This window comes from Rothia sp. HMSC065G12 (assembly GCF_001811455.1).
In the GTDB taxonomy this organism is placed as follows: Bacteria; Actinomycetota; Actinomycetes; order Actinomycetales; family Micrococcaceae; genus Rothia; species Rothia dentocariosa.
Genome location: NZ_KV804796.1, coordinates 130,998 through 151,102, shown reverse-complemented (window position 1 = coordinate 151,102; position 20,105 = coordinate 130,998). Strand labels below are relative to the sequence as shown.

The following is a 20,105-nucleotide window of genomic DNA, read 5'->3' as shown; positions in this document are numbered from 1 at the left end:
TATATTTCCCAAACGGAATATAAGCGAGAGAGTCACAGAGGAACGGAAAAACTCATGAGTGAAGAAAACCAAAGCGAAAACCCAGATATCGAGGTCACCACAAATAGTGGTGAGATTGTGCTTGACGATCCCCACGGTCATATTGAACAGGTAGATCTGCAGACCGAGATGCAGCGTTCCTACTTGGACTATGCAATGGCGGTTATTATCGGTCGCGCCCTGCCCGATGTGCGTGATGGACTCAAGCCTGTGCATCGTCGCGTCATCTACGCGATGTATGACGGCGGGTATCGGCCCGACCGTGCCTTCAATAAGTGTGCTCGCGTGGTGGGCGATGTAATGGGTCAATTCCACCCCCACGGCGACATCGCCATTTACGATACCCTTGTACGCCTGATCCAGAGCTGGATTATGCGCTATCCCCTGGCGCTCGGTCAGGGTAACTTCGGGTCCCCCGGTAATGACGGCGCTGCGGCTCCGCGTTATACCGAGACGAAGATGGCGCCGATCGCCCTGGAAATGGTGCGTGACATCAATGAAGATACCGTCGATTTTCAGCCTAACTATGACGGTAAATCGCTTGAGCCCACGGTACTGCCAGCGCGAATCCCGAACCTTTTGGTGAATGGTTCCTCAGGTATCGCTGTGGGTATGGCAACCAATATTCCTCCGCATAACCTGCGTGAAGTTGCCGCAGGTGTGGAATGGTTCCTCAAGAACCCGAACGCCACGAATGAAGAGCTTCTGAGTGCCCTCATGGAGCGTATTAAGGGACCGGACTTCCCCACCGGTGCCACCATTTTGGGTACCAAGGGTATTGAGGATGCTTACCGCACCGGCCGCGGTTCCATTACGATGCGCGCGGTCGTCAATGTCGAAGAGATCCACGGGCGCACTTGCCTTGTGGTGACCGAGCTGCCGTACCAGGCAAACCCCGATAACCTGGCGATTAAGATTGCCGATCTCATCAAGGAAGGTAAAGTCAACGGAATTTCCGATCTGCGTGATGAAACCTCAGGCCGTACCGGTCAGCGCCTCGTGATTGTGCTCAAACGCGATGCCGTGCCCAAGGTTGTACTCAACAACCTGTATAAGCACACACAGCTGCAGGAGAACTTCTCTGCCAATATGCTGGCGATTGTGGATGGCGTGCCGCGTACTCTCTCACTTGATGCCTTCATTCGCCACTGGGTAAACCACCAGATGGACGTGATTGTACGTCGTACTCGGTACCGTCTGCGCCAGGCTGAAGAAGAAGCACATATTCTGCGCGGTCTACTCAAAGCCCTGGACGCTCTGGATGAGGTTATTGCACTTATCCGCCGCTCCCCCACAGCCGATGAAGCTCGTTCGGCCTTGATGGACTTCCTGGATATTGATGAAGCGCAGGCTCAGGCAATTCTGAATATGCAGCTTCGTCGTCTGGCGGCTCTGGAACGTCAGAAGATTCAGGATCGCCACGACGAGCTGCAGCGCCTCATTTCGGAATACAACGCGATTATTGCCTCTGAAGATCGCCAGCGCGAGATTATTTCCGAGGAACTGGGCGAGATCGTGAATCGTTACGGCGATGACCGCCGTACCGAGATTCTGCGCGGTTTCAACGGCGATATGTCGATGGAAGACCTTATTCCTGAGGAAGAAGTTGTCGTGACGATTACCCGCGGCGGATATATCAAACGTACCCGCAGCGACCAGTACCGCAGCCAGCATCGCGGCGGTAAGGGTATTCGAGGCGCTCAGCTGCGCGGCGACGATGTTGTGGAACATTTCTTCGTGACTACCACGCACAGCTGGATTCTGTTCTTCACCAATTTGGGGCGTGTATACCGCACCAAGGGCTATGAACTGCAAGAGGCTGGGCGTGATGCCAAAGGACAACATTTGGCTAACCTCTTGGAATTCCAGCCGGATGAGCATATTGCCCAGGTCATGGATCTGAAGACCTATGAGGATGCCGAGTACCTGGTTCTTGCCACGAAGGGCGGATTGGTCAAGAAATCTCGCCTGAGTGACTATGATACGAACCGTACCGCCGGTCTAATCGCGATTAACCTGCGTGACGATGACGAAGTGGTCTCTGCGTTCCTCGTCTCCCCCGAAGATGATATTCTGCTGATTTCGCGCAATGGTATGTCGTTGCGCTTCCACGCTAACAATGAGTCTCTGCGTCCTATGGGACGTTCGACTTCGGGCGTGACCGGTATGAAGTTCCGTGACGGTGATGAACTGATCTCGGCACAGGTTGTTATCCCTGAGTCCTTCGTGTTCGTCGTGACCGAGGGCGGATACGCCAAGCGTACTCATGTTGAGGGATATCGCGTTCAGGGTCGTAACGGTTTCGGTATTAAGGTTGCTAAGCTTGTGGAAGGCCGTGGCGCTCTTGTGGGTGGCCTGATCGTATCTGAGAACGATGAGGTGCTCGTGGTGATGCAGAGCGGTAAGGTTGTTCGCACCAATGTGAGCGAAGTTCCTGCCAAGGGACGCGACACTATGGGCGTTATCTTTGCGAAGCCGGGTAAGGGCGATAGCATTATTGGTATTGCTCGTAACCAAGATCGCCAGCTAGATGAACAGAAAGAAGACGACGCTGAGGTGGAAGCCACAGAAGAATCTGTGATAAATTCCGAGGTGGTGGATACGCAAGAAAATACGCCAACCACCGCATCCACCGATGTAGACGGAGGTAACTAATGAGCGCAAACCCACAGGGGTCGGCTCCAGGAAAACAAACGGCACCCGCAGCACAGGGAACCCCTGCGGGCGGTACGAATGCTTCTAACCGGCAAAGCAATGCATCTAAGCCTGGTGGTTCATCACAGCAGCGTTCTGCGAAGCGTCCTGCCAATGGTACACGCCCTAAAAACAAGGGACAACGACGCCAGTCTATCCGCCCGGTTCCGCGCTCGCGTATTCGCCGTGCTCGTCTGGTGGTTCAGCGAATTGATACCTGGTCGGTTGCGAAGATGGTCTTCCTGCTCTCTATGGCTCTGGGTATTGTGACCATTGTGGCTTCGGTAATCCTCTGGCTTTTCTTGCAGGCTTCGGGTGCTTTTACCGGCGTGAACCAGATCTTAACCTCCATGGGTACCGGTAACACCAATATTGATATTACCCAGATGGTCAATATCGGTCAGGTGGCTTTGGCAACGACTATTCTGTCGGTCATTAACACCGTTATCTTCACGCTTTTGAGTATGATCGGCGCAATTTTGTATAACTTGGCCGCTAAGCTCGTGGGTGGTATTACGCTGACCCTCAGCGACGAATCATAAGATAGTCCTGAGTATCTAAAACCGCCGTCTTTGTGCGTTATCAACCGGGGTGAGTATCGGAGTGATACTCCCCCGGTTTTTTGGTTTTATGGGGCTTCTGTCTGTGTTGTAATGCACATCTAAGAGATTTGGCAACAGGGTAAAACATCTGTATAGTTATATTTCGTTCTTGCGGAGAATTCCGCCGGAATGGGAGGGCGTATAGCTCAGGCGGTTAGAGCGCTTCGCTGATAACGAAGAGGTCCCAAGTTCAAGTCTTGGTACGCCCACTCTCCATGACGAAAGGTTGCTATGAAAAAGCTCTTTGTTCTTGCGGCTGTCTCGATCGTGGCATTTCTGGGCTTCAAAAAGGTTCAGTCGCAGCAGGTCCGTCAGGCCTGGCAGGAATCTACAGATTCCATTTAGAACTTCATAGCGATTTTCCGCTAATGCGGGGGCGTGGCGCAATTGGTAGCGCATCTGCTTTGCAAGCAGAGGGTTAGGGGTTCGAGTCCCCTCGCCTCCACGTTTCGGTGATTATAGTGAGAGGGAAACGCCTGGTTCCATTCCGAACCCAGTAGCTAAGCCTCTTTGCGCTGATGGTACTGCACTTTGATGGGTGTGGGAGAGTAGGTTGTCGCCGGACTAGTTTTAGAAAAGGACCCCGAGCATAGAACTCGGGGTCCTTCGTTTTATCACCAAAATGCCGCTAAATTCTCTCAAATATGTAGTGTTCCTAGATAGAATTACAAACCTTATAATCGCGCTGCGTCATAAATCCTCGCATCTACATGAACAGTAGATGAACACGTGTTATACATGAGGAGACCTGCTGTTGGGGAGAATCTTAGGAAACGCTATAAACCACAGAAAACCATGGAAAAGGCTCGTGATATATGGTGGATTTATTATTCGTATATCCTTTATTTCTCGGGTTTTTAGGTCAAGATGAGGCATTGTAGCCCACAGGCATTGTGTTGGTTTATGTTGTTTTAAGTGTTATTTCGTTTCGGGGAAGAATACTTTAGATTTTACGCGAGACATTCCATAATCAAAATGTGACTACTGAACTTATCATCCTCGTGATTGTGGTGTTGACGGCACTAGCCTTCGACTTCACAAACGGCTTTCACGATACCGGAAACGCGATGGCGACCTCCATCGCTACCGGTGCGCTTAAGCCTAAGACAGCGGTGGCGTTGTCAGCATCGCTGAACCTAGTGGGTGCCTTTCTATCCGTTGAGGTTGCTAAAACCGTCGGTAAAGGGCTGGTAAACCTTGACAGGATTGATATCAGTACCAACGGCGCCGATCTTATGTTGATCGTCTTTACCGGCCTTGTAGGCGGTATTCTCTGGAATGTGCTGACCTGGCTTTTTGGGCTTCCCTCCAGTTCTTCCCACGCTCTTTTCGGTGGTTTGATCGGTTCCGCGCTCGCCGCTATGGGGCTCAATGGTGTGCAGTGGGAAGGCGTGGTTTCCAAGATCGTAATTCCCGCCGTGATGTCTCCGGTTGTGGCGGCTCTTGTATCTACGGTGGGTACATGGCTGGTCTACCGCGTCGCCTCGCCGGTATCTGATGATAAGAAGACCAACGGATTCCGTTGGGGTCAGGTGGGCACCGCATCCCTCATGTCCTTGGCACACGGTACCAACGATGCGCAGAAAACCATGGGCGTGATCTTCCTAGCCCTAGTTGCTTCCGGCACCGTAAAAGACGACGATGCTATCCCGTTCTGGGTCAAAGCATCCTGCGCTATAGCCATTGCCTTGGGTACCTACCTGGGTGGCTGGCGTATTATCCGCACCCTAGGCAAGGGCATTGTGGAAGTTGATACCCCGCAGGGCGTAGCCGCCGACGGAGCATCTGCAGCAATTATTCTGACCTCCTCGCACTTTGGTATGGCACTTTCGACCACCCATGTTGCTACCGGCTCAATTCTGGGTACCGGTTTGGGTCGTAAAGGCGCAGAAGTACGCTGGGGTGTTGCCGGGCGTATGGTGATCGCCTGGGTTATTACTCTTCCCGCCGCTGCCGCTATCGGTGCTATTACGTGGCTGATTGGTACGGGACTGAATAACCTGACGAACACTCATCACGTGGGTGAGTTGGTTGTCTTCTTGATCCTGCTGGCCTTTAGTATCTGGATGTGGCGCCATTCCCAGAAGGATGCTGTGGACGCATCGAACGTGACCGCCGACTGGAACGACAGCAAGAATGGGGAGACTGAGAAGACTCAGGACGAAACTCTTGAGAGTCGCCAAAGCGATAATCAAGACATTCCTGAAGTATCCTCTCCAGCACGTGAAAAGGCGGGTGCATAATGTCTCTTTTCGAATTGTTTGAAAAGATCGTCCCTGTTGTTCTTGCTGGGCTTTTCTTAGGTGCCGGTTTGCCAGCACTCTACGCCTTTGGAATGCGTTTGCTGGCGGGGGATACCGAGTACACGGCAGACGGTAAACTCATCGAGATTCAGCCTCCTAGTCGCGGTTCAAAGATTGCCGCGAGCGTTGTATTTGCTATCATCATAGGAATTGTGTTTATTGGCATTCTGTGGGTCGCCAAAGATTTCATCTTCCATACTTTTGGGTGGAATATCTTTGGTGTGACCGGTGGAGGTCACTAAATACATGCTTGAAGATAGATATGATGAACGTATAGAGGAGGTATCCGATGCCGGATAAAAACATCATCTCGCGTGTTGTTGACTGGCTCAGTGTCGGTTACCCGAAGGACGTTCCTGTTCAAGACCGTGCAGCGGTTATGGCAATTTTGAAAATGCGTTTGACTGACGAACAGCTTCAAGAAGTTGTGCGTCGTCTTATGCAGTCGCGTGCCGCTCGCGGCGAGGCGTATGTAAGTGACCAACGCATTAACGAATACATTCGTCGTGTGGTAGACCATACACCAACCCCTCAAGATATTGACCGAGTCGCCAAAATTTTAGGCGCACACGGTTTCTTAATATCGGAGACTCACGTAAATGACGGTACTGAGATCGAGGGGCATCCTGAATATGTCACCTATGATGACCCCACTACCGGGGAAATCCGTATTGCCGAACTTGCGGCAGCCGATGTGACACTCCAGAACGAGGCACTTGAACAAAACAACGCCGGGCAGCATGAAGAAGAGACTCAAAAAGCTGAATCTGCCTAGGATAATCCGAAGATAAAGCTGTGGGGCGAGAATTGCAGTCATTCTTGCCCCACAGCTTTAAGTGTTTATGGCGCGCGTACTAATCTGCCTGAACGTAATCTCATGTGATGTGAAGCGGATGAGACAGTCCTGATGAGTTCTTCTGCGACGGTATTGGGTATTCTGGGAGTAGAGATAAAAACGTAGAATCTCACTCACTGGTGAAAGGAATATCGTAATGTCGCAGAACGCGGAAAATAACGATGTTGCACACAAAGATGCTCAGTCTAGCGGATGGAAGAAATATGTTCCTCAGCGCGTGAATTCTCTGAGCAGGCGCTCGCTTTTGCTGACGGCGGGATGCATCGTGGCTGCCGACGTTGTTGCGATGATGCCCCAATTTGCCCGTGCTGGAATATTAGGCGATGAGGCGGCGGCGACTGTTTCGCGGAGGAAACAGCTTGAAAAATGGGAGCACGATATTCGAGAGAATATTGACGGAACCTATCTCAAGGTCGAAGAATTTACGATTCAGGGTCGGAACAAGGACGATAACTCTGAGGATAATCTTGAACTTATCGGGCGTATCTCGATAACGAGTCGTGGGCGACAAGATTCTGCCGGTACCGCACGTGCTCTTTCGGCCTTGTGGGAATATGGACACCCCGAGTCCATTACTCTTGAACCCTCGGATAATGAAGCAGCTATGACCATTCCTTCCCCACAAGGAATATCCGAAGCTGAGTGGGGAACAATTCTTGGGGTTTCAGTACCTCGCTATGCCGTTGATGCGTTGAGCATTCAAAAAGACAACGATTCGAATACCCTTGACGTCGATGCAAGCCTCACGAAGGGCGCATGGAACAAGATCAAGGAAAATCTGCGAACCCTGCAAAACGCGCAGTTCTCGCAGGGAATGCGAGTGCAATATACCGTGCAGCGCAATAAACTTCAGGTTCCTTCGGGTGCTACCGCGGATATTTCAATTCAGGTTTTGGGCGCCGAGCGTTTGAATCTGATAACTATGGCGCTTCAGGATGCTATGGAGACCCAGGAATTCAATAACTTGAAGAGCTTCACGGCACGCTGGATAGACGATACCTCAGGAAAGAGCAGCAGCCGTAAGTCGGGGGAGAAGGACAGTCTGATTATTGTTATTGATGGAAATCCCGAAGACCTCGTCGATGTGGCTCAAACGTATATGCGTGAACAGAGGGTCACGCTGGAGGGGCTCAAAGAAATGCACATTCGTGTGAAGGAAACAATTTTTAGGGGTCTGTAAATCTTGTGATGTACTTCTCATAAGAAACGCTCTGCTGGATTTGCTTACGTTATAAAAAGTAGTTTATAGTAGTAGAGCACCGCGGGGGCGTGGCGCAATTGGTAGCGCATCTGCTTTGCAAGCAGAGGGTTAGGGGTTCGAGTCCCCTCGCCTCCACGTTTCGGTGATTATAGTGAGAGGGAAACGCCTGGTTCCATTCCGAACCCAGTAGCTAAGCCTCTTTGCGCTGATGGTACTGCACTTTGATGGGTGTGGGAGAGTAGGTTGTCGCCGGACTAGTTTTCCGAAGAGGCCTCAGACGTTATGTCTGAGGCCTCTTTGCTATATCTGCCTGCTTGCTCATATACAACGGGCTAATGGTCAGAATGTATGTCTGCACGATACCGAACCTACTAGCCTTCTGCTGTGCATATGACTTATCCTTGTCGAAATAGTCTTCTTCACCAGATAATTCAGCAGACTCTATCTGCTACGGCGCTGAATATTCAGCCCAATATCCGTCCGATGATGCTTTTAGCGCCGCCCTTTGTGATCTAACCGTGATAGGTGTAAACAGTAGGATAGGATCCCTGCCCGGGCGATAGGAGCACCTTGATGACCGATATGATGAAAAAGGATAACGACGTTTCCCGCGTGGCTTCAGGTCTTATGGCCGTAGCCGTTGTGGCACTGGTTATCATCGGCTGGATAGCCGCAGTTGTCACCTCGGGCGAAGCTGGGATCAGCAAGCTGCAACCGTGGTGGCGAGGACTATCCGCCATTTTCTTCCTGATGGCTTTACTGTGGACTGCCCACTTCTTTCTGCCACGCCGTATTCCGTTGACCACCTCGGTAATCTTGGCAGCAGCATCCGCGATGATCACGGGTTTTAGTGTCGCGTTCTTTCGGCCTTTCGGCTGGGGAGATCTCCTCTGGTTGGTATCTGCTCTCTTTGCCTCGATTGCCATCTTGAAGCTTCTAGAACCCACTGGACATACACAGTGAACTACGTGTTTGCACGTTGGTTTGGCATCAGACTTATATGACCTCATTAGAGGAACCTTAAAACAGAAAAGCCATCTTCCGCGATCCACCCTGTAGAACAAGGGAATCAAGAAAATGGCTTTTCGGATATGGGGGAGAGGGCAACTAGGCGCTCTTCCAGGGGTCTTCAACCGGACGAGCCGCGTTGTAGGCGGCAACGCCTCCAATCCCCAGCGCAAGAACCAGACCCACCAGGGCTAGACCCTTACGGGGGCGTTTACCGCCGTTGCGCTCGATGCGTGCCAGCTCTTTATGAGCCTTGCGTGCGGTTTTCGAGGCGGTCTTGCGAGCCTTCTTCATGGCTTTTTTCTTGCCGGTGAGCTTCTCAGCAAACATATCTGCGTGCCCGGGGATATTCAGGTCATCGGCCTTCTCTGCCATGGCCATAGCGGCGACGACAGCCGAATTCTTCGCGGCTTTACGAGCCTTGCGCTTTTTGCAGAACATCGTGAACCTCCATTAGTCATACCGCAATACCTCACGTACGCGGGTAAATGTTCACCTCTCAGCATAAGGAATTACCCTGAAAAATGCTTGTTGAAACCCTCACCTCAGCTAAAAATACTGATAAACCGCCCGTGTTTTCTCAGCAGGCTAAATTTAACGTGACGCCGTGATAGCGCGGCTTCTAGCGCATCATAGAGACAACATGACAAAATAGACCTATGACTAATGCAACAGCTCAAGCAACTATTCACACCAACTACGGTGATATCGTCGTTGATCTCTTTGGCAACCATGCACCGCTGACCGTTGAGAACTTTATCGGTCTGGCAGACGGTTCTAAAGAGTGGAAGCACCCCCGCAGCGGCGAGGTCATGAACACTCCGCTCTACAAAGATGTGGTGTTCCACCGTATTATCAAGGACTTCATGATTCAAGGTGGTGACCCTCTCGGCATGGGTATTGGTGGCCCCGGCTACCAGTTCAAGGACGAGATTCACCCCGAGCTTTCTTTCTCTAAGCCCTACCTGCTCGCAATGGCGAACGCAGGCCCCGGTACCAACGGCTCGCAGTTCTTCATTACCACGGCAGAGACTCCTTGGCTGAACGGTCGCCACACTATCTTCGGTGAGGTCGCTGACGAAGCTTCAAAGAAGGTTGTAGACGCTATTGAAAGCGTTGAAACCGGTGCACAGGATCGCCCGGTGAAGGATGTCGTTATCTCTTCAATCGACATCAAGAAACTCTAATTTCGTGCTGGGAAAGGACCCGCCTGGGCAACCGGGACGGGTCCTTCACCGTATCTGCGTTCTTCTCGCATCCATGAGCCGAAGCACGGGAACCGAGGGACTGAGTAAGAGCGTATGAAAGGAAAAACGTGGACTACCCATCTAATCCACAGCAAAATAGCTCTCAGACGGAGCCCACCTGCCCACGGCATTCCGACCGTGTGAGCTATGCACGGTGTAAACGGTGCATGCGTCCCGCCTGCGGGGAATGCCAAATTAATCTGGATGTTGGGATGATCTGTCCTGACTGCTACCGAGAGCTATATGGACGCCAATATCAGGCGCGCGCACCGCGCAGGTTCGTTCCCTACGTAACTTACACCCTGATCGGGATTAACGTAGTGGTATATCTGCTTCAGCTCATCATCCCGCAGTATTGGGTGTATTCCATGTTTGCCCTGAAATGGGATTACACCGAATTCACGGGGGAGTACTATCGCGTGCTGACCAGTGGTTTCTTGCACTCACAGAACGATTACTCACATATTGTGATGAATATGCTCTCCCTCTATATCTTTGGTATTGCCCTTGAACAGATGATGGGATGGTGGCGGTACTTGCTCGTATACCTGCTCTCCATCGTAGGCGGTTCTTTTGGCGTGCTTCTTCTGGACGATCCAACTGCGGAGGTTGTGGGCGCATCCGGCGGTATCTTCGGGCTGATCGGTGCCTACTTGGTGATTATGGTGGTTCTGCGCGAACGGGATAATATACGGGCCCTCATGATTATGATCGCCGTGAACGTCGCCTTTGGATTCCTCGTTCCCGGGATTTCCTGGCAGGCTCACGCGGGCGGTTTTGTGATCGGTGCTCTTGCCACGGCAGCGCTTTTAGCACCTCAGATTATTCAGCGCACACGAAGTATCCGAAGGTAATACTCGAAATACCTGTGGATAACTAATTTTCGGTGGGTCACAGCATCCTAAGTTTCCCCGTGGGGACAGAGTGGGATACGGTGGTCCACCGATTGCTTTATAGCACAGAAAAACACCTGTATTTTTTGATTATCCACATGAGTTTTCCACACTGTGAATAACTACAATGATGTAATTTCATATTTGTTAGTACCCCGTAAATACCTGTGGATAGAAGGCTTTATCATCTCGAAATTACAGGCATGTAAGGTTTTCCCCATGTTTATCCCCACCTGTGGAAAACTTAAAACCCAGGATGTGTAATTACAAAAAACGGGTGCAGTTCGATCAACGAACTGCACCCAGAGGAACGCTTGTACGGACTAGTTCGCCTGCGCTTCAGCCTGAGCAATGTCATCGGGGCTAAGCGTAACACCCGTATACAGCCGGAACTGTTCAGCCGCCTGCAGAGCAATCACCTCGCCGCCCGTGATAACCTCACGACCAGCAGCGCGAGCAGCACGAATCAGCGGGGTTTCCACAGGCATCGCCACAACATCGAATACCACCGACGCCGCCTCAATCGTGGGTTGCGGATATGCCAGTTGCTCGCTCTCGGCACCGCCAGACATACCGATCGGGGTAACATTCACAATCACTGGAGCGGTAAGATCGCCGGGTTCAGGCGCCCACGCATACCCGTACCTGTGTGCGAGCGCCGTGCCTGCATCTTCATTGCGAGCGATAATAGTGCCCGCCCGGAATCCAGCATCGTGGAAGGCACCCGCAACGGCCGCCGCCATGCCTCCTGAACCGCGCAGAAGAAACGGCAGCTTAGGATCAACGGCATGCGATTTCAGCAAGGAAGCTACTGCAATCACGTCGGTATTGTAGGCGTGCAGGTACCCGTCCGTATTGACGATAGTATTGACCGCCCCAATGACCTGTGCCGAATGATCGACCTCATCCATGAGCGGAATAACCGCTTGTTTGAAGGGCATAGAAACGGAGCACCCGCGAATACCCAGGGCGCGCACACCCGCGATAGCACCCTCAATATCCGTGGTTGTCATCGCCTTATACAGGTAATCAAGGCCGTGTTTCTCATACAGATAATTGTGGAACTTGATGCCGTGGTTTGACGGTCGTCCAGACAGGGAAATGCAAAGGGTCGTATCGCGGTTCAGCGGTGGACGCGGCATAGGGGAGTCCTTCGGTGGTTTAGGAAAGAGTGTTGCGAATGAGAGTTGCGGCTTTTTCGCGAGTTTGGCGGTCAGCCACCACGAAATGCATATCGCCGGTATCGAGTGTGGGAACAACCGCGTTGCCGTCGTTGAGGCTCTTCACATGAGCCTCCGCCTGAGGATCCTCCCAAATATTGACCCAGGTTGCATGATTGCCCAGATCGCCTAACGACGAATCGAGGCGCTCGCAGAAGGGGCATCCGGGGCGCCAATAGATGACGACTCCGCCGTCTTCCTGAACTTTGCGTGCGTCTTCTTGGGTTGCTTGCTGACGTTCGAGCATTTTGATCTCCAAAGGTATAACACAATAGGGAGCCCGCCGCGGTTACTGTGACCCATCGAGGTAAAGCAACAGGCTGCATGCGGGCTGTCTAACACTACAAAAACAGAGTGTTTGAGACAATAATTCCAGCATAGGCGAAAGAATCATGAATCTGCTGGTAAAGGCCTTCGAATACAGAAAAATTCCCCGCATTCATTTTCATGGTGCGGGGAATTCTTGAAGACTAGAGTCTTATTTACCGAACTTATCGGTAATCTTCTGGACGTTCTCATTGACGACCTCTTCAGCCTTCGAGGTGTGCTCGTCGTTGACGACTTCCTTACCTGCCTTGTCGTTAACGAGGTTCTTAGCCTTGTCGATGCCCTGCTCGACGATGTTCTTCGGATCGAAACCCATAAGACTCTCCTTTATTTTGGGTGACTGGTTGAAACACAGTGTAGAGGTTGTACAGAGTATAAACAACCCTCGAAATATCATGACATGAGTTAGGGTGAAATTTATCTAAAGTTCTCCGAGAGCCAATCACAATCCGCAGGAAAACCGGCAACCATCGGCAGAAAACGAGGCTCGGCGTACCCATGTTCGGCGTATGCTTGGGCGATCGCCTGAGCTGTTTCCTCAAGTCGGGATGTTTTAACAAGAGCCATCACGGCGCCGCCGAAACCGCCTCCAACGATGCGCGCCCCTAAGGCTCCATGCATCAGACAGGCTTCAACCGCAGCGTCGATCTCCGGGCGGGAGACGCGAAGCTCGTCGCGCATCGAAATAAAGGACTCGGTAAAGATGCGCCCGGCCTCTTCAAAAGCCCGATACCCCAGCTCATCCGCATGTTTGAGCAGGTAGCTGGCGCGCCCCACCAGCGTCATATCGTGAAACGCATGGCGGACCCAACCGCGCGGGAAAGTTGCCGGGCCCTCACGTTCCTCTAACGCTGTCAGAGAACGATTAACCGAAGAATCTACCAGTTCCAAACGCCATTCTTTAGCCTCGCGTTCATCGTGGTGTGCACACGTAAGATCTTCGGGAAGAGCATCACGTAGAAAGGTGAGACCAAGCGCTTTCGCACACGATTCAGAGGCGGCACGCCGGGCGGCAAAACCATTATGCGCCAGCGCGTGCGGGGTATTCGTATCAACAACAAGAAAACTTAGCCCGTGCTTCTGCAGGTTCAGATGAATAGGGTCTATCGAAAAATCACGGAAATCGACGACCAAGGCCTGGCCTGGCTTTGACCGCAGCGACGCCGTCTGATCGAGTCCGCCGGTATGGGCGCCCGCAACTTTATTCTCTGCGGTGATGCATACCTGCGCTAAGCGAGCCCGGAGTGCATCATTATCGGGGGAGCGGTCGGAAGGAACCGCATCGGTATCCGGGCAACCGGGGCGCAGCGGGCAGGAAAGGTCAAGAAGCGCCAGTGCTGTGGAGCATTCTAAAGCGGCGGACGAAGAAAGCCCCCCTCCCACGGGAACCCGCGAGTTAATGAGCAAATCAGCCCCGAACTGGCCGGGAAGCATAATATCGCGGCCACCCTCATGATTCATCGCCCACGCAACACCGGCAACATAGGTGAACCAACCCTTAATATGCCCGGGTTGAATATCCCGAATCACAATTGTGCGTTCGTCTCCGGGCATCTGCAGAGAGGATGCGCGCAGCACCCCGTCTCGGCGCAACGACCCCGCAATGTAGGTACGGTAGGGCAACGGCATGGGCATGCACGAACCACCCAGAAAGTCGATGTATTCGCCCAAGAGGTTCAAACGACCGGGGGCGGACCACACCCCATCAGGCTCTTTACCGTAGGTTTGTCGAAACGCTTGGCGTACCCGTTGAATTTCATCCTGATGTTCGGGCAGAGAAGCCCACTGCGGGATTGCGGTGGTCGTCATAGAACTCCATTCAGGCAATGCGATAAAACGGTACTCTTCAACATACCATCTGCACGCCTGCGTACCGGGGCACGACTGCACAACGGCAGCAGCCCCGGCTGATGCATATGCATCTGTATGCGGGAATTATTTGGAGAGCATGAGCCCATCGATAGCAGTGGAAATATCAGCTGTATATGCTTCACACACCGGCTTGGGAATTTCCTGCAGGGGATTCTCTTCGGCTTCCGCAGTCAGCGAAGTTAATACAGGAATAGCCTGTGCCTCTTCCACCAGGCTCAAGGCAAGGTGAATGAGCATGCGGGCGCGGCGCAGCGCCTCCCCAGGCTCAAACCCCATATTTTGTGCGTCATAGGCAATGGCCGCCACGGGCTTGAGCCGCTCAGGATTAGTTGCCAATGCTAGGCGAATAACTTCAGGAAATTCTGGAATGGAATAAATAGTCTCGAAAAGAACCTGTCCGCGCACGATCAAGGACTCTTTCACTGCCTCTGGATCCTTAGAATCCGCGGGCATAAGAAGCTCCTTTGGAGCTTTCTTATCCAAGATATAGTTCGCAAGAAGCACCAAAAGGTGCTGTTTATTCTTGACATGGTAATAGAGGGCGCCGGGAGCAACTTGAAGTTCAGCTGCCAAACGGCGCATCGACAAATCCGCTAAACCATTGGTTACCAGAAGATCAAATGCTGTGTCTAAAATTTTTGCTTGAGAAAGTACCACACGTCTATTTTACGGGTGAAATCTCTCTGCTGTCATGAAAAACACCTATAAATTCTCGTAAAGAGTATGAAGAAGTAATTGTATTTATGTAGAAAACTATAGAAATTGCTAGTGGCATAACTGTAAAAATTGAGGCTTACGTAGGTGTTTAATAAATGGTATGAGTAACGCATATTCCGAACTTGTGGCACGCATTAGCGGGGGAGAGGCGCTGACCCGCGATGAAGCGCAGTCGCTTCTGAGCACTGAAGACGGTCAAGATTTTGCGCTTATTGAAGCAGCATCTGCACTTCGCCGCCAAGAATTTCGCAATGTAATAGCAATTCATACTGAAGATGAGGAATTAGCTGAAGCATTAGGTACACGTTCAATTTCTATTGATTCTTATGAAATTTTAGATATAAGCCAAGATATTGATTCTCATGAACTCGCTGACCGGATGGTGGCTTTAGGGGCCGGGAAATCTACCGGCATTACCGTAAAACTACCTCAGCAGGCGGTTCCGATGACGCTGATGCGCATCCTCTCCGTCTTGCGGCTTGCCGCCCCCGATAAGGTTATTCACCTTCCCGAAGGCTACGAAGAGTCGCTGCGTTCGCTGGCATCTTTGGCTATGCATATTGTGAGTGCTATTACCATTACCGATGATATTGAGCGTTGGCCGCTCGTGAATGAAACCCTCAAAGCACTGCGTCACGGCGGGATTGTGATCGCCGGTTCGGGCAGTCGCGATGCGCTCGCCGGGTACCTAGCGTATCTTTCGGAGCTCGGTGTTGATTTGATGGGCCACCGTGAGGCACGCGGCTCAGCCTGCGGTTCCGTTGATGGCGGCGGATGCTGCGGCGGGCACGAAAGCGAGCCTGCCGCATCCTCGGGTGGATGCGGCTGTGGCTCGGGCGGCTGTGGATCCGATTCCGTCTCGACAGAACAGCACGCGCATTCCGAAGGTGGATGCTGTGGTGGGCATGATTCCGCTCAGCCGGTTGAGGTTCCGAAACCCGCCGCTTCTGGTGGGTGCGGATGCGGTTCCGGCGGCTGTGGGTCGGCATAGCATCTAGCTTCCCTCACGGAATATAATTGCTCCTTCACCAAGTTCGCAGAGGTTGATTTTGGTGAAGGGGTTCCCTGTCTTTGCAGGGTAAAAGCGGTATATTCCAAAATTGGAATAGTATTACCTTACGGTTATTCGTCTTGTAGGTGAACATTACCCGAACTCTCCTGTGAGAAGGGCTGTTACCTGTGACTCTCCGGTAAAGTTGAATGTGAGTGTATCTAAAAATACAAGGGGTTGATACGAGAGACAATGCTCTACTTATCCGTTATAGTTCTGATTCTACTTGCAACAGTCATTATGGTGAGCGTTGGCGATCGCCTTAATCTTCCCTGGCCCGTGATGATGACCATCCTGGGTGTTGGAGCGCTGCTGCTACCTCCCGATCGACCCCATATTGAAATCGACAGCGATATTATTCTGCCGATCTTCCTGCCGCCGCTGCTGTGGGCCATTGGCGTAAAGTTCTCCTGGGGTACACTCCGGCGCCGCTGGAAATCCGTTCTCCTTTATTCGGTGCTGCTCACCACGGCATCTGCGCTTGCCGTTGCCGGTGTTGCCCTGTGGTGGGTTCCCGGAATGACGGTTGCTGTCGCTCTGGCACTTGGTGCCGCGGTTTCACCCCCTGACCCCGTTGCTGTTGAGGCCGTTGCCGAGCCTGTCGGCATTCCACGACGTCTGATTGGCACGCTTCAGACTGAGGGTAGTTTCAACGATGCTATATCGATTGTGCTCTTTCATGCTGCTATTCATTCGATGGAGGAACATCACGCCATCGAACCAATCGAGGTTATGAGGGACTTCGCTTTAGGATCGGTTCTAGCAGTTATTATCGGTTTTGCATTTGGCTGGATCGGTGGTTATGTGCGTCTGCGCGCCCACGATGTGGTGACAAGAAATGCCGTAACTCTTGTAATTCCCTTCGCTGCCTACCTGGTGGCAGAAAATATTCACGCATCCGGCGTTATTGCCGTGGTGATCGCCGCAATTCAATTCACCAGCACTAAGTATTTGGTGGCCTTAGAAGCTGAGGATCGTCTGACGACTTCATCTTTCTGGCAGATTATTGAATTGCTCATGACCGGTATTGCTTTTGGGCTGATCGGCCTGCAGGCGAGCGAAATTATCTATAAAGCCAACTCAGAGCGTATTGCCGGTCTCTTCGTCGATGGTGCCGTTATTGCTGTGGTCGCGATGATAATTCGTCTTGTGTGGTTCACAGTCATCTGGCTGGTTGGTAAGGCTGCCCGCCCGGTGCATGAAGGTGCTCCCGAATCCTTCGCCGAGGTTATCGTGATGACCTGGTCGGGGATGCGCGGCCTAGTGACCCTGATTCTTGCGCTCTCTATTCCCATGATCGACGGTATGGAACAGGTGCGCGAAGACGCTATCGTGATGATGATTTCGGTTCTGTTCTTTACCCTCGTGGTGCCCGGACTGACCCTGCCGTTTGTGGTGAGGATCTTGAAGGTGCAGGTGAACCATGAGGAAGATACCGCCGTTCCAGAACTGCTCAAACTGGCTCAGAATGCGGCTTTGGAAGCCCTGCAGGAAGAAGCAAAGGCAACGGTTGATCCAGAGACCTACGCTCGCGTGAAGGATATGTACACCGCTATTACTCGCCGCGACGAGATTATCGAGAGCCTGCCTGAGGAATATAAGCCCCATATCGAAAAGCTCAAGGATAAGCGAAGCGACTATATTCGTCTGCGTGATGCGGCGCTGATGGCGGCACAGCGTGCAGTGATTTCAGCTCAGGATCGTTACGATTCCCACGATGTTTCCCGAGTAATTCGTAAGTTGGATATTCTGGTTCAGGCTGAGAATGTGCGCACGAATAATAACTTTATTCTGCCTTCGTTGCCTGCCGTAGCTCTTGAAAGGTATAACATGCTCCGCAGTCATCTGGGAACTTCGACTATTCCCATCGTGAAGGACGCCCCTTCTTCGCCATATGTTTCTAATGCCATATTTGATGAACAACGTTAAGCTATGATTTTCACACCGTGAACCTGGGAAAATTAAGGAAATTCACGGTATGAAATGCTTTGAGACCTCATATCATCTAAAATTGGATTAAGAGGAATTTTACGCCGTTCAAACGCATAATGTGTACGAATATTTTATGCGTTTCTTCATAATTGAAAAGCTGTGAAAACCCATGAATTCTAAAAAACTTTCGCCCGCCTATCTCACCTCCCTACTTCTTATCGTGGTCGGTGCCTTGCTGATTAGCCTCTCACAGACATGGCTGCTGTGGCTCGGATGGATTCTAGTTCTTGCCGCGCTGGGATTGAACGTTCTTGCACATATGGTCACTATTTCCAAGGCTCAAGGAGAGCCTACACCCGCTTTAGTGACAAGCTTAAGTGAGATGGAAAATAATCTTGTGGGCGCTATGCGCGATAAAAATGCGGAGCGTCATGACAGTCCTGAGGGTGATGACGGGGCTTATGATGGTGAAGAAGGAAACTCCGCATCGGATGAAGCCGCGCAGTCTTCGACCCGCGAGTCTGACGCCGGTAAGCTTGGAGTTCTTCCCTCAAAACCCAACGGTTCACGAGGCTCTCACCCACGCTCAAACGTTCGCTAAAGGTCTGCTATGAACACAAAATTCCTTCTCTCACCCGCATATCTATGCTCGGCGGCACTGCTGATAGTAGGTGCTGTGCTCAGTGGAGGAAGGTTTATGCTGATCGGCTGGATTTTCTTTATCGTCGGTCTTTTTCTGAACGCTTTGGTGTTAGTTGTCTTGGTTAACCGCGATCAACTGACTCATCTTGGCGCTCAGCTCAAACGTCCCGATGAATCAGAACTAGAGATCGGCGAACCGGTGGTGCAGCGTCTTGATGAAGAAGTTGCTGAACCGGCTGTGGATATGGATGCAGAACCTCTGCTGGAGGATCTTCCTGATGCTCCAGAGGTTGTGGAGAATGGGGCAAAAGATACTGCTTCTGTAAAAAGAACGTAAGACCTTCAGAAAATAAGCGTGGCGTATATTCGCCCTCATGGAAAACCTGATAGCAAGGGGAGATTCGATGCACTGTTGTGCTGAATCTCCCCTACATTTTCTTATATCAATGATGGAATATTGCCATGTCAAAAGGTATATATTCCAAAATAAGAATATAACGGTAGGCGGATTTTGATAGTCCGCCCACCCCTATATCTAACCACACGCGAGATAATCGTTACCCGTCGTGAGCATCCTGAAGAAGCTGCTCAAACGGGGTGACTGTAAGGCGATGCGGATCATCGCCCGAACCGGTATTGATAACTGAGGCACCCTTGGTAATGCCAAAGAATGCACTGCTGAATTACGCAGCCCGCTGGGCTTGCTGAGCACGCGTACCGCCGAGAATGGGCGCTTCACCGCGTTCCTTACAGTCAATCAGCGAGGTGTGGGTGGGTGCCTCCGGCACGTGGGCGGGTTTCAGAGCTGCAAACTCCCTGCGCAGTACTGGCACAGCCTCTTCACCCAACAGATCGAGCTGTTCCAGCACGGTCTTTAATTCCAGACCCGTATGGTCGATCAGGAATATCTGACGCTGGTAATCGCCCGCATAATTGCGGAAACTCAAGGTCTTCTCAATAACCTCCTGCGGCGAACCCACGGTCAGCGGGGTCTGCTCCATGAAGTCCTCCATCGACGGACCGCCGCCGTAGACCGAGGCGTTATCAAAGAAGGGGCGGAACTCGCGGCGCGCATCCTGTGAATTCTTGCGCATAAAGATCTGCCCACTCAGACCTACGATAGCCTGATCGGCACCGCCGTGACCGTAATATTCGTAGCGTTCGCGGTACAGCTCAATCATGCGCTGCGTGTGTTCCTTAGGCCAGAAGATGTTGTTGTGGAAAAAGCCGTCGCCGTAGTATGCCGCCTGCTCCGCAATTTTGGGAGTACGGATGCTGCCGTGCCATACGAACGGGGCAACACCGTTGAGCGGGCGCGGGGTTGAGGTAAATCCGTTGAGCGGCGTGCGGAAGCGCCCCGACCTGTTCACACGCTCTTCGCGCCAGAGCTTATGCAACAGAGCATAGTTCTCGATAGCGAGGTTTACGCCCTCGCGAATATCCTTGCCGAACCAGGTTCTTGTGAGGCAGTCGTGAGTATAAGACCTTCTAAAATGAGTTT

The 20,105-nt window shown here is 51.9% G+C and carries 20 protein-coding genes, 3 tRNA genes, 2 rRNA genes and 1 pseudogene; 19 read left to right on the top strand and 7 right to left on the bottom strand.

Annotation, left to right across the window (positions count from 1 at the left end; translation table 11 throughout):
• The first annotated feature begins 54 nt into the window (after positions 1-54).
• The 13 genes from gyrA (at position 55) to HMPREF2804_RS01355 (ending at position 8,658) form a co-directional block, all read left to right on the top strand.
• Entirely contained in the window at positions 55-2,694 is a 2,640-nt protein-coding gene (gene gyrA / locus HMPREF2804_RS01410; RefSeq protein WP_070626975.1) for a DNA gyrase subunit A, read from the top strand.
• A complete protein-coding gene (locus HMPREF2804_RS01405) occupies positions 2,694-3,275 on the top strand; it encodes a DUF3566 domain-containing protein (RefSeq protein ID WP_070449406.1) in 582 nt (193 codons plus the stop codon). Before gyrA ends, HMPREF2804_RS01405 begins: the two co-directional genes overlap by 1 nt.
• Before the next feature lie 195 nt (positions 3,276-3,470).
• Positions 3,471-3,544, top strand: a tRNA-Ile gene (locus HMPREF2804_RS01400).
• A 22-nt stretch (positions 3,545-3,566) separates the two neighbouring features.
• Positions 3,567-3,680 (top strand): DUF2648 domain-containing protein, encoded by a 114-nt coding sequence (locus HMPREF2804_RS10900; protein WP_115333524.1) that lies wholly within the window; start codon positions 3,567-3,569, stop codon positions 3,678-3,680.
• 27 nt (positions 3,681-3,707) lie between these two features.
• A tRNA-Ala gene (locus HMPREF2804_RS01395) sits at positions 3,708-3,780 on the top strand.
• Positions 3,781-3,783: 3 nt separating this feature from the next.
• A 5S ribosomal RNA gene (rrf, locus tag HMPREF2804_RS01390) occupies positions 3,784-3,900 on the top strand.
• A 412-nt stretch (positions 3,901-4,312) separates the two neighbouring features.
• The gene (locus tag HMPREF2804_RS01385; protein ID WP_070626974.1) at positions 4,313-5,578 is read left to right on the top strand and encodes an inorganic phosphate transporter; all 1,266 of its coding nucleotides are present in this window, start codon (positions 4,313-4,315) and stop codon (positions 5,576-5,578) included.
• Positions 5,578-5,880 carry a hypothetical protein gene (locus HMPREF2804_RS01380; protein WP_004005921.1) on the top strand — a complete coding sequence of 101 codons (303 nt, stop codon included), beginning with the start codon at positions 5,578-5,580 and terminating at the stop codon, positions 5,878-5,880. Before HMPREF2804_RS01385 ends, HMPREF2804_RS01380 begins: the two co-directional genes overlap by 1 nt.
• A gap of 47 nt (positions 5,881-5,927) precedes the next feature.
• Entirely contained in the window at positions 5,928-6,413 is a 486-nt protein-coding gene (locus tag HMPREF2804_RS01375; RefSeq protein WP_004005920.1) for a DUF3349 domain-containing protein, read from the top strand.
• Positions 6,414-6,630: 217 nt separating this feature from the next.
• On the top strand, positions 6,631-7,674 hold the full coding sequence (locus tag HMPREF2804_RS01370; protein ID WP_070626973.1) for a Tat (twin-arginine translocation) pathway signal sequence: 1,044 nt from the start codon (positions 6,631-6,633) through the stop codon (positions 7,672-7,674).
• An 83-nt stretch (positions 7,675-7,757) separates the two neighbouring features.
• Positions 7,758-7,830, top strand: a tRNA-Ala gene (locus HMPREF2804_RS01365).
• Between the two features lie 3 nt (positions 7,831-7,833).
• Positions 7,834-7,950, top strand: a 5S ribosomal RNA gene (gene rrf / locus HMPREF2804_RS01360).
• 318 nt (positions 7,951-8,268) lie between these two features.
• Positions 8,269-8,658 (top strand): hypothetical protein, encoded by a 390-nt coding sequence (locus HMPREF2804_RS01355; protein ID WP_070626972.1) that lies wholly within the window; start codon positions 8,269-8,271, stop codon positions 8,656-8,658.
• A 144-nt stretch (positions 8,659-8,802) separates the two neighbouring features.
• Here HMPREF2804_RS01355 and HMPREF2804_RS01350 read toward each other — a convergent pair whose 3' ends face one another.
• On the bottom strand, positions 8,803-9,144 hold the full coding sequence (locus tag HMPREF2804_RS01350) for a hypothetical protein (protein WP_013398143.1): 342 nt from the start codon (positions 9,142-9,144) through the stop codon (positions 8,803-8,805).
• A gap of 218 nt (positions 9,145-9,362) precedes the next feature.
• Between HMPREF2804_RS01350 and HMPREF2804_RS01345 the strand changes: the two genes are divergently transcribed.
• Both HMPREF2804_RS01345 and HMPREF2804_RS01340 read left to right on the top strand, forming a co-directional pair.
• Positions 9,363-9,890 (top strand): peptidylprolyl isomerase, encoded by a 528-nt coding sequence (locus HMPREF2804_RS01345; RefSeq protein WP_004005916.1) that lies wholly within the window; start codon positions 9,363-9,365, stop codon positions 9,888-9,890.
• A 128-nt stretch (positions 9,891-10,018) separates the two neighbouring features.
• Positions 10,019-10,804 carry a rhomboid family intramembrane serine protease gene (locus HMPREF2804_RS01340; RefSeq protein WP_070626971.1) on the top strand — a complete coding sequence of 262 codons (786 nt, stop codon included), beginning with the start codon at positions 10,019-10,021 and terminating at the stop codon, positions 10,802-10,804.
• Positions 10,805-11,166: 362 nt separating this feature from the next.
• Here the strand turns inward: HMPREF2804_RS01340 and HMPREF2804_RS01335 are convergent, their stop codons facing one another.
• The 5 genes from HMPREF2804_RS01335 to HMPREF2804_RS11430 all read right to left on the bottom strand — a co-directional run bounded on the left by HMPREF2804_RS01335 (position 11,167) and on the right by HMPREF2804_RS11430 (position 14,919).
• Positions 11,167-11,985 (bottom strand): shikimate 5-dehydrogenase, encoded by an 819-nt coding sequence (locus HMPREF2804_RS01335; protein WP_070626970.1) that lies wholly within the window; start codon positions 11,983-11,985, stop codon positions 11,167-11,169.
• A gap of 19 nt (positions 11,986-12,004) precedes the next feature.
• Positions 12,005-12,310 (bottom strand): glutaredoxin domain-containing protein, encoded by a 306-nt coding sequence (locus tag HMPREF2804_RS01330; protein WP_013398139.1) that lies wholly within the window; start codon positions 12,308-12,310, stop codon positions 12,005-12,007.
• A 231-nt stretch (positions 12,311-12,541) separates the two neighbouring features.
• The gene (locus HMPREF2804_RS01325; protein WP_004005912.1) at positions 12,542-12,706 is read right to left on the bottom strand and encodes a hypothetical protein; all 165 of its coding nucleotides are present in this window, start codon (positions 12,704-12,706) and stop codon (positions 12,542-12,544) included.
• 101 nt (positions 12,707-12,807) lie between these two features.
• On the bottom strand, positions 12,808-14,199 hold the full coding sequence (locus tag HMPREF2804_RS01320; RefSeq protein ID WP_070626969.1) for a galactokinase: 1,392 nt from the start codon (positions 14,197-14,199) through the stop codon (positions 12,808-12,810).
• Between the two features lie 126 nt (positions 14,200-14,325).
• Complete coding sequence (locus HMPREF2804_RS11430) at positions 14,326-14,919, bottom strand: TetR/AcrR family transcriptional regulator (protein ID WP_037231446.1); 594 nt, start codon at positions 14,917-14,919, stop codon at positions 14,326-14,328.
• A 160-nt stretch (positions 14,920-15,079) separates the two neighbouring features.
• Here HMPREF2804_RS11430 and HMPREF2804_RS01310 point away from each other — a divergent pair, with 160 nt between their 5' ends.
• From HMPREF2804_RS01310 to HMPREF2804_RS01295, 4 genes are all read left to right on the top strand, one after another.
• Positions 15,080-15,970 (top strand): biotin synthase, encoded by an 891-nt coding sequence (locus tag HMPREF2804_RS01310; RefSeq protein ID WP_070626968.1) that lies wholly within the window; start codon positions 15,080-15,082, stop codon positions 15,968-15,970.
• Positions 15,971-16,222: 252 nt separating this feature from the next.
• Complete coding sequence (locus HMPREF2804_RS01305; protein WP_070626967.1) at positions 16,223-17,959, top strand: cation:proton antiporter; 1,737 nt, start codon at positions 16,223-16,225, stop codon at positions 17,957-17,959.
• 172 nt (positions 17,960-18,131) lie between these two features.
• Positions 18,132-18,563, top strand: a complete 432-nt coding sequence (locus tag HMPREF2804_RS01300) for a hypothetical protein (RefSeq protein ID WP_070534561.1) — start codon at positions 18,132-18,134, stop codon at positions 18,561-18,563.
• Positions 18,564-18,572: 9 nt separating this feature from the next.
• A complete protein-coding gene (locus HMPREF2804_RS01295) occupies positions 18,573-18,941 on the top strand; it encodes a hypothetical protein (protein WP_070626966.1) in 369 nt (122 codons plus the stop codon).
• Positions 18,942-19,287: 346 nt separating this feature from the next.
• Here HMPREF2804_RS01295 and HMPREF2804_RS01290 read toward each other — a convergent pair.
• A pseudogene (locus HMPREF2804_RS01290) lies at positions 19,288-20,058 on the bottom strand (LLM class flavin-dependent oxidoreductase); the annotation flags it as partial.
• Positions 20,059-20,105: the final 47 nt, after the last annotated feature.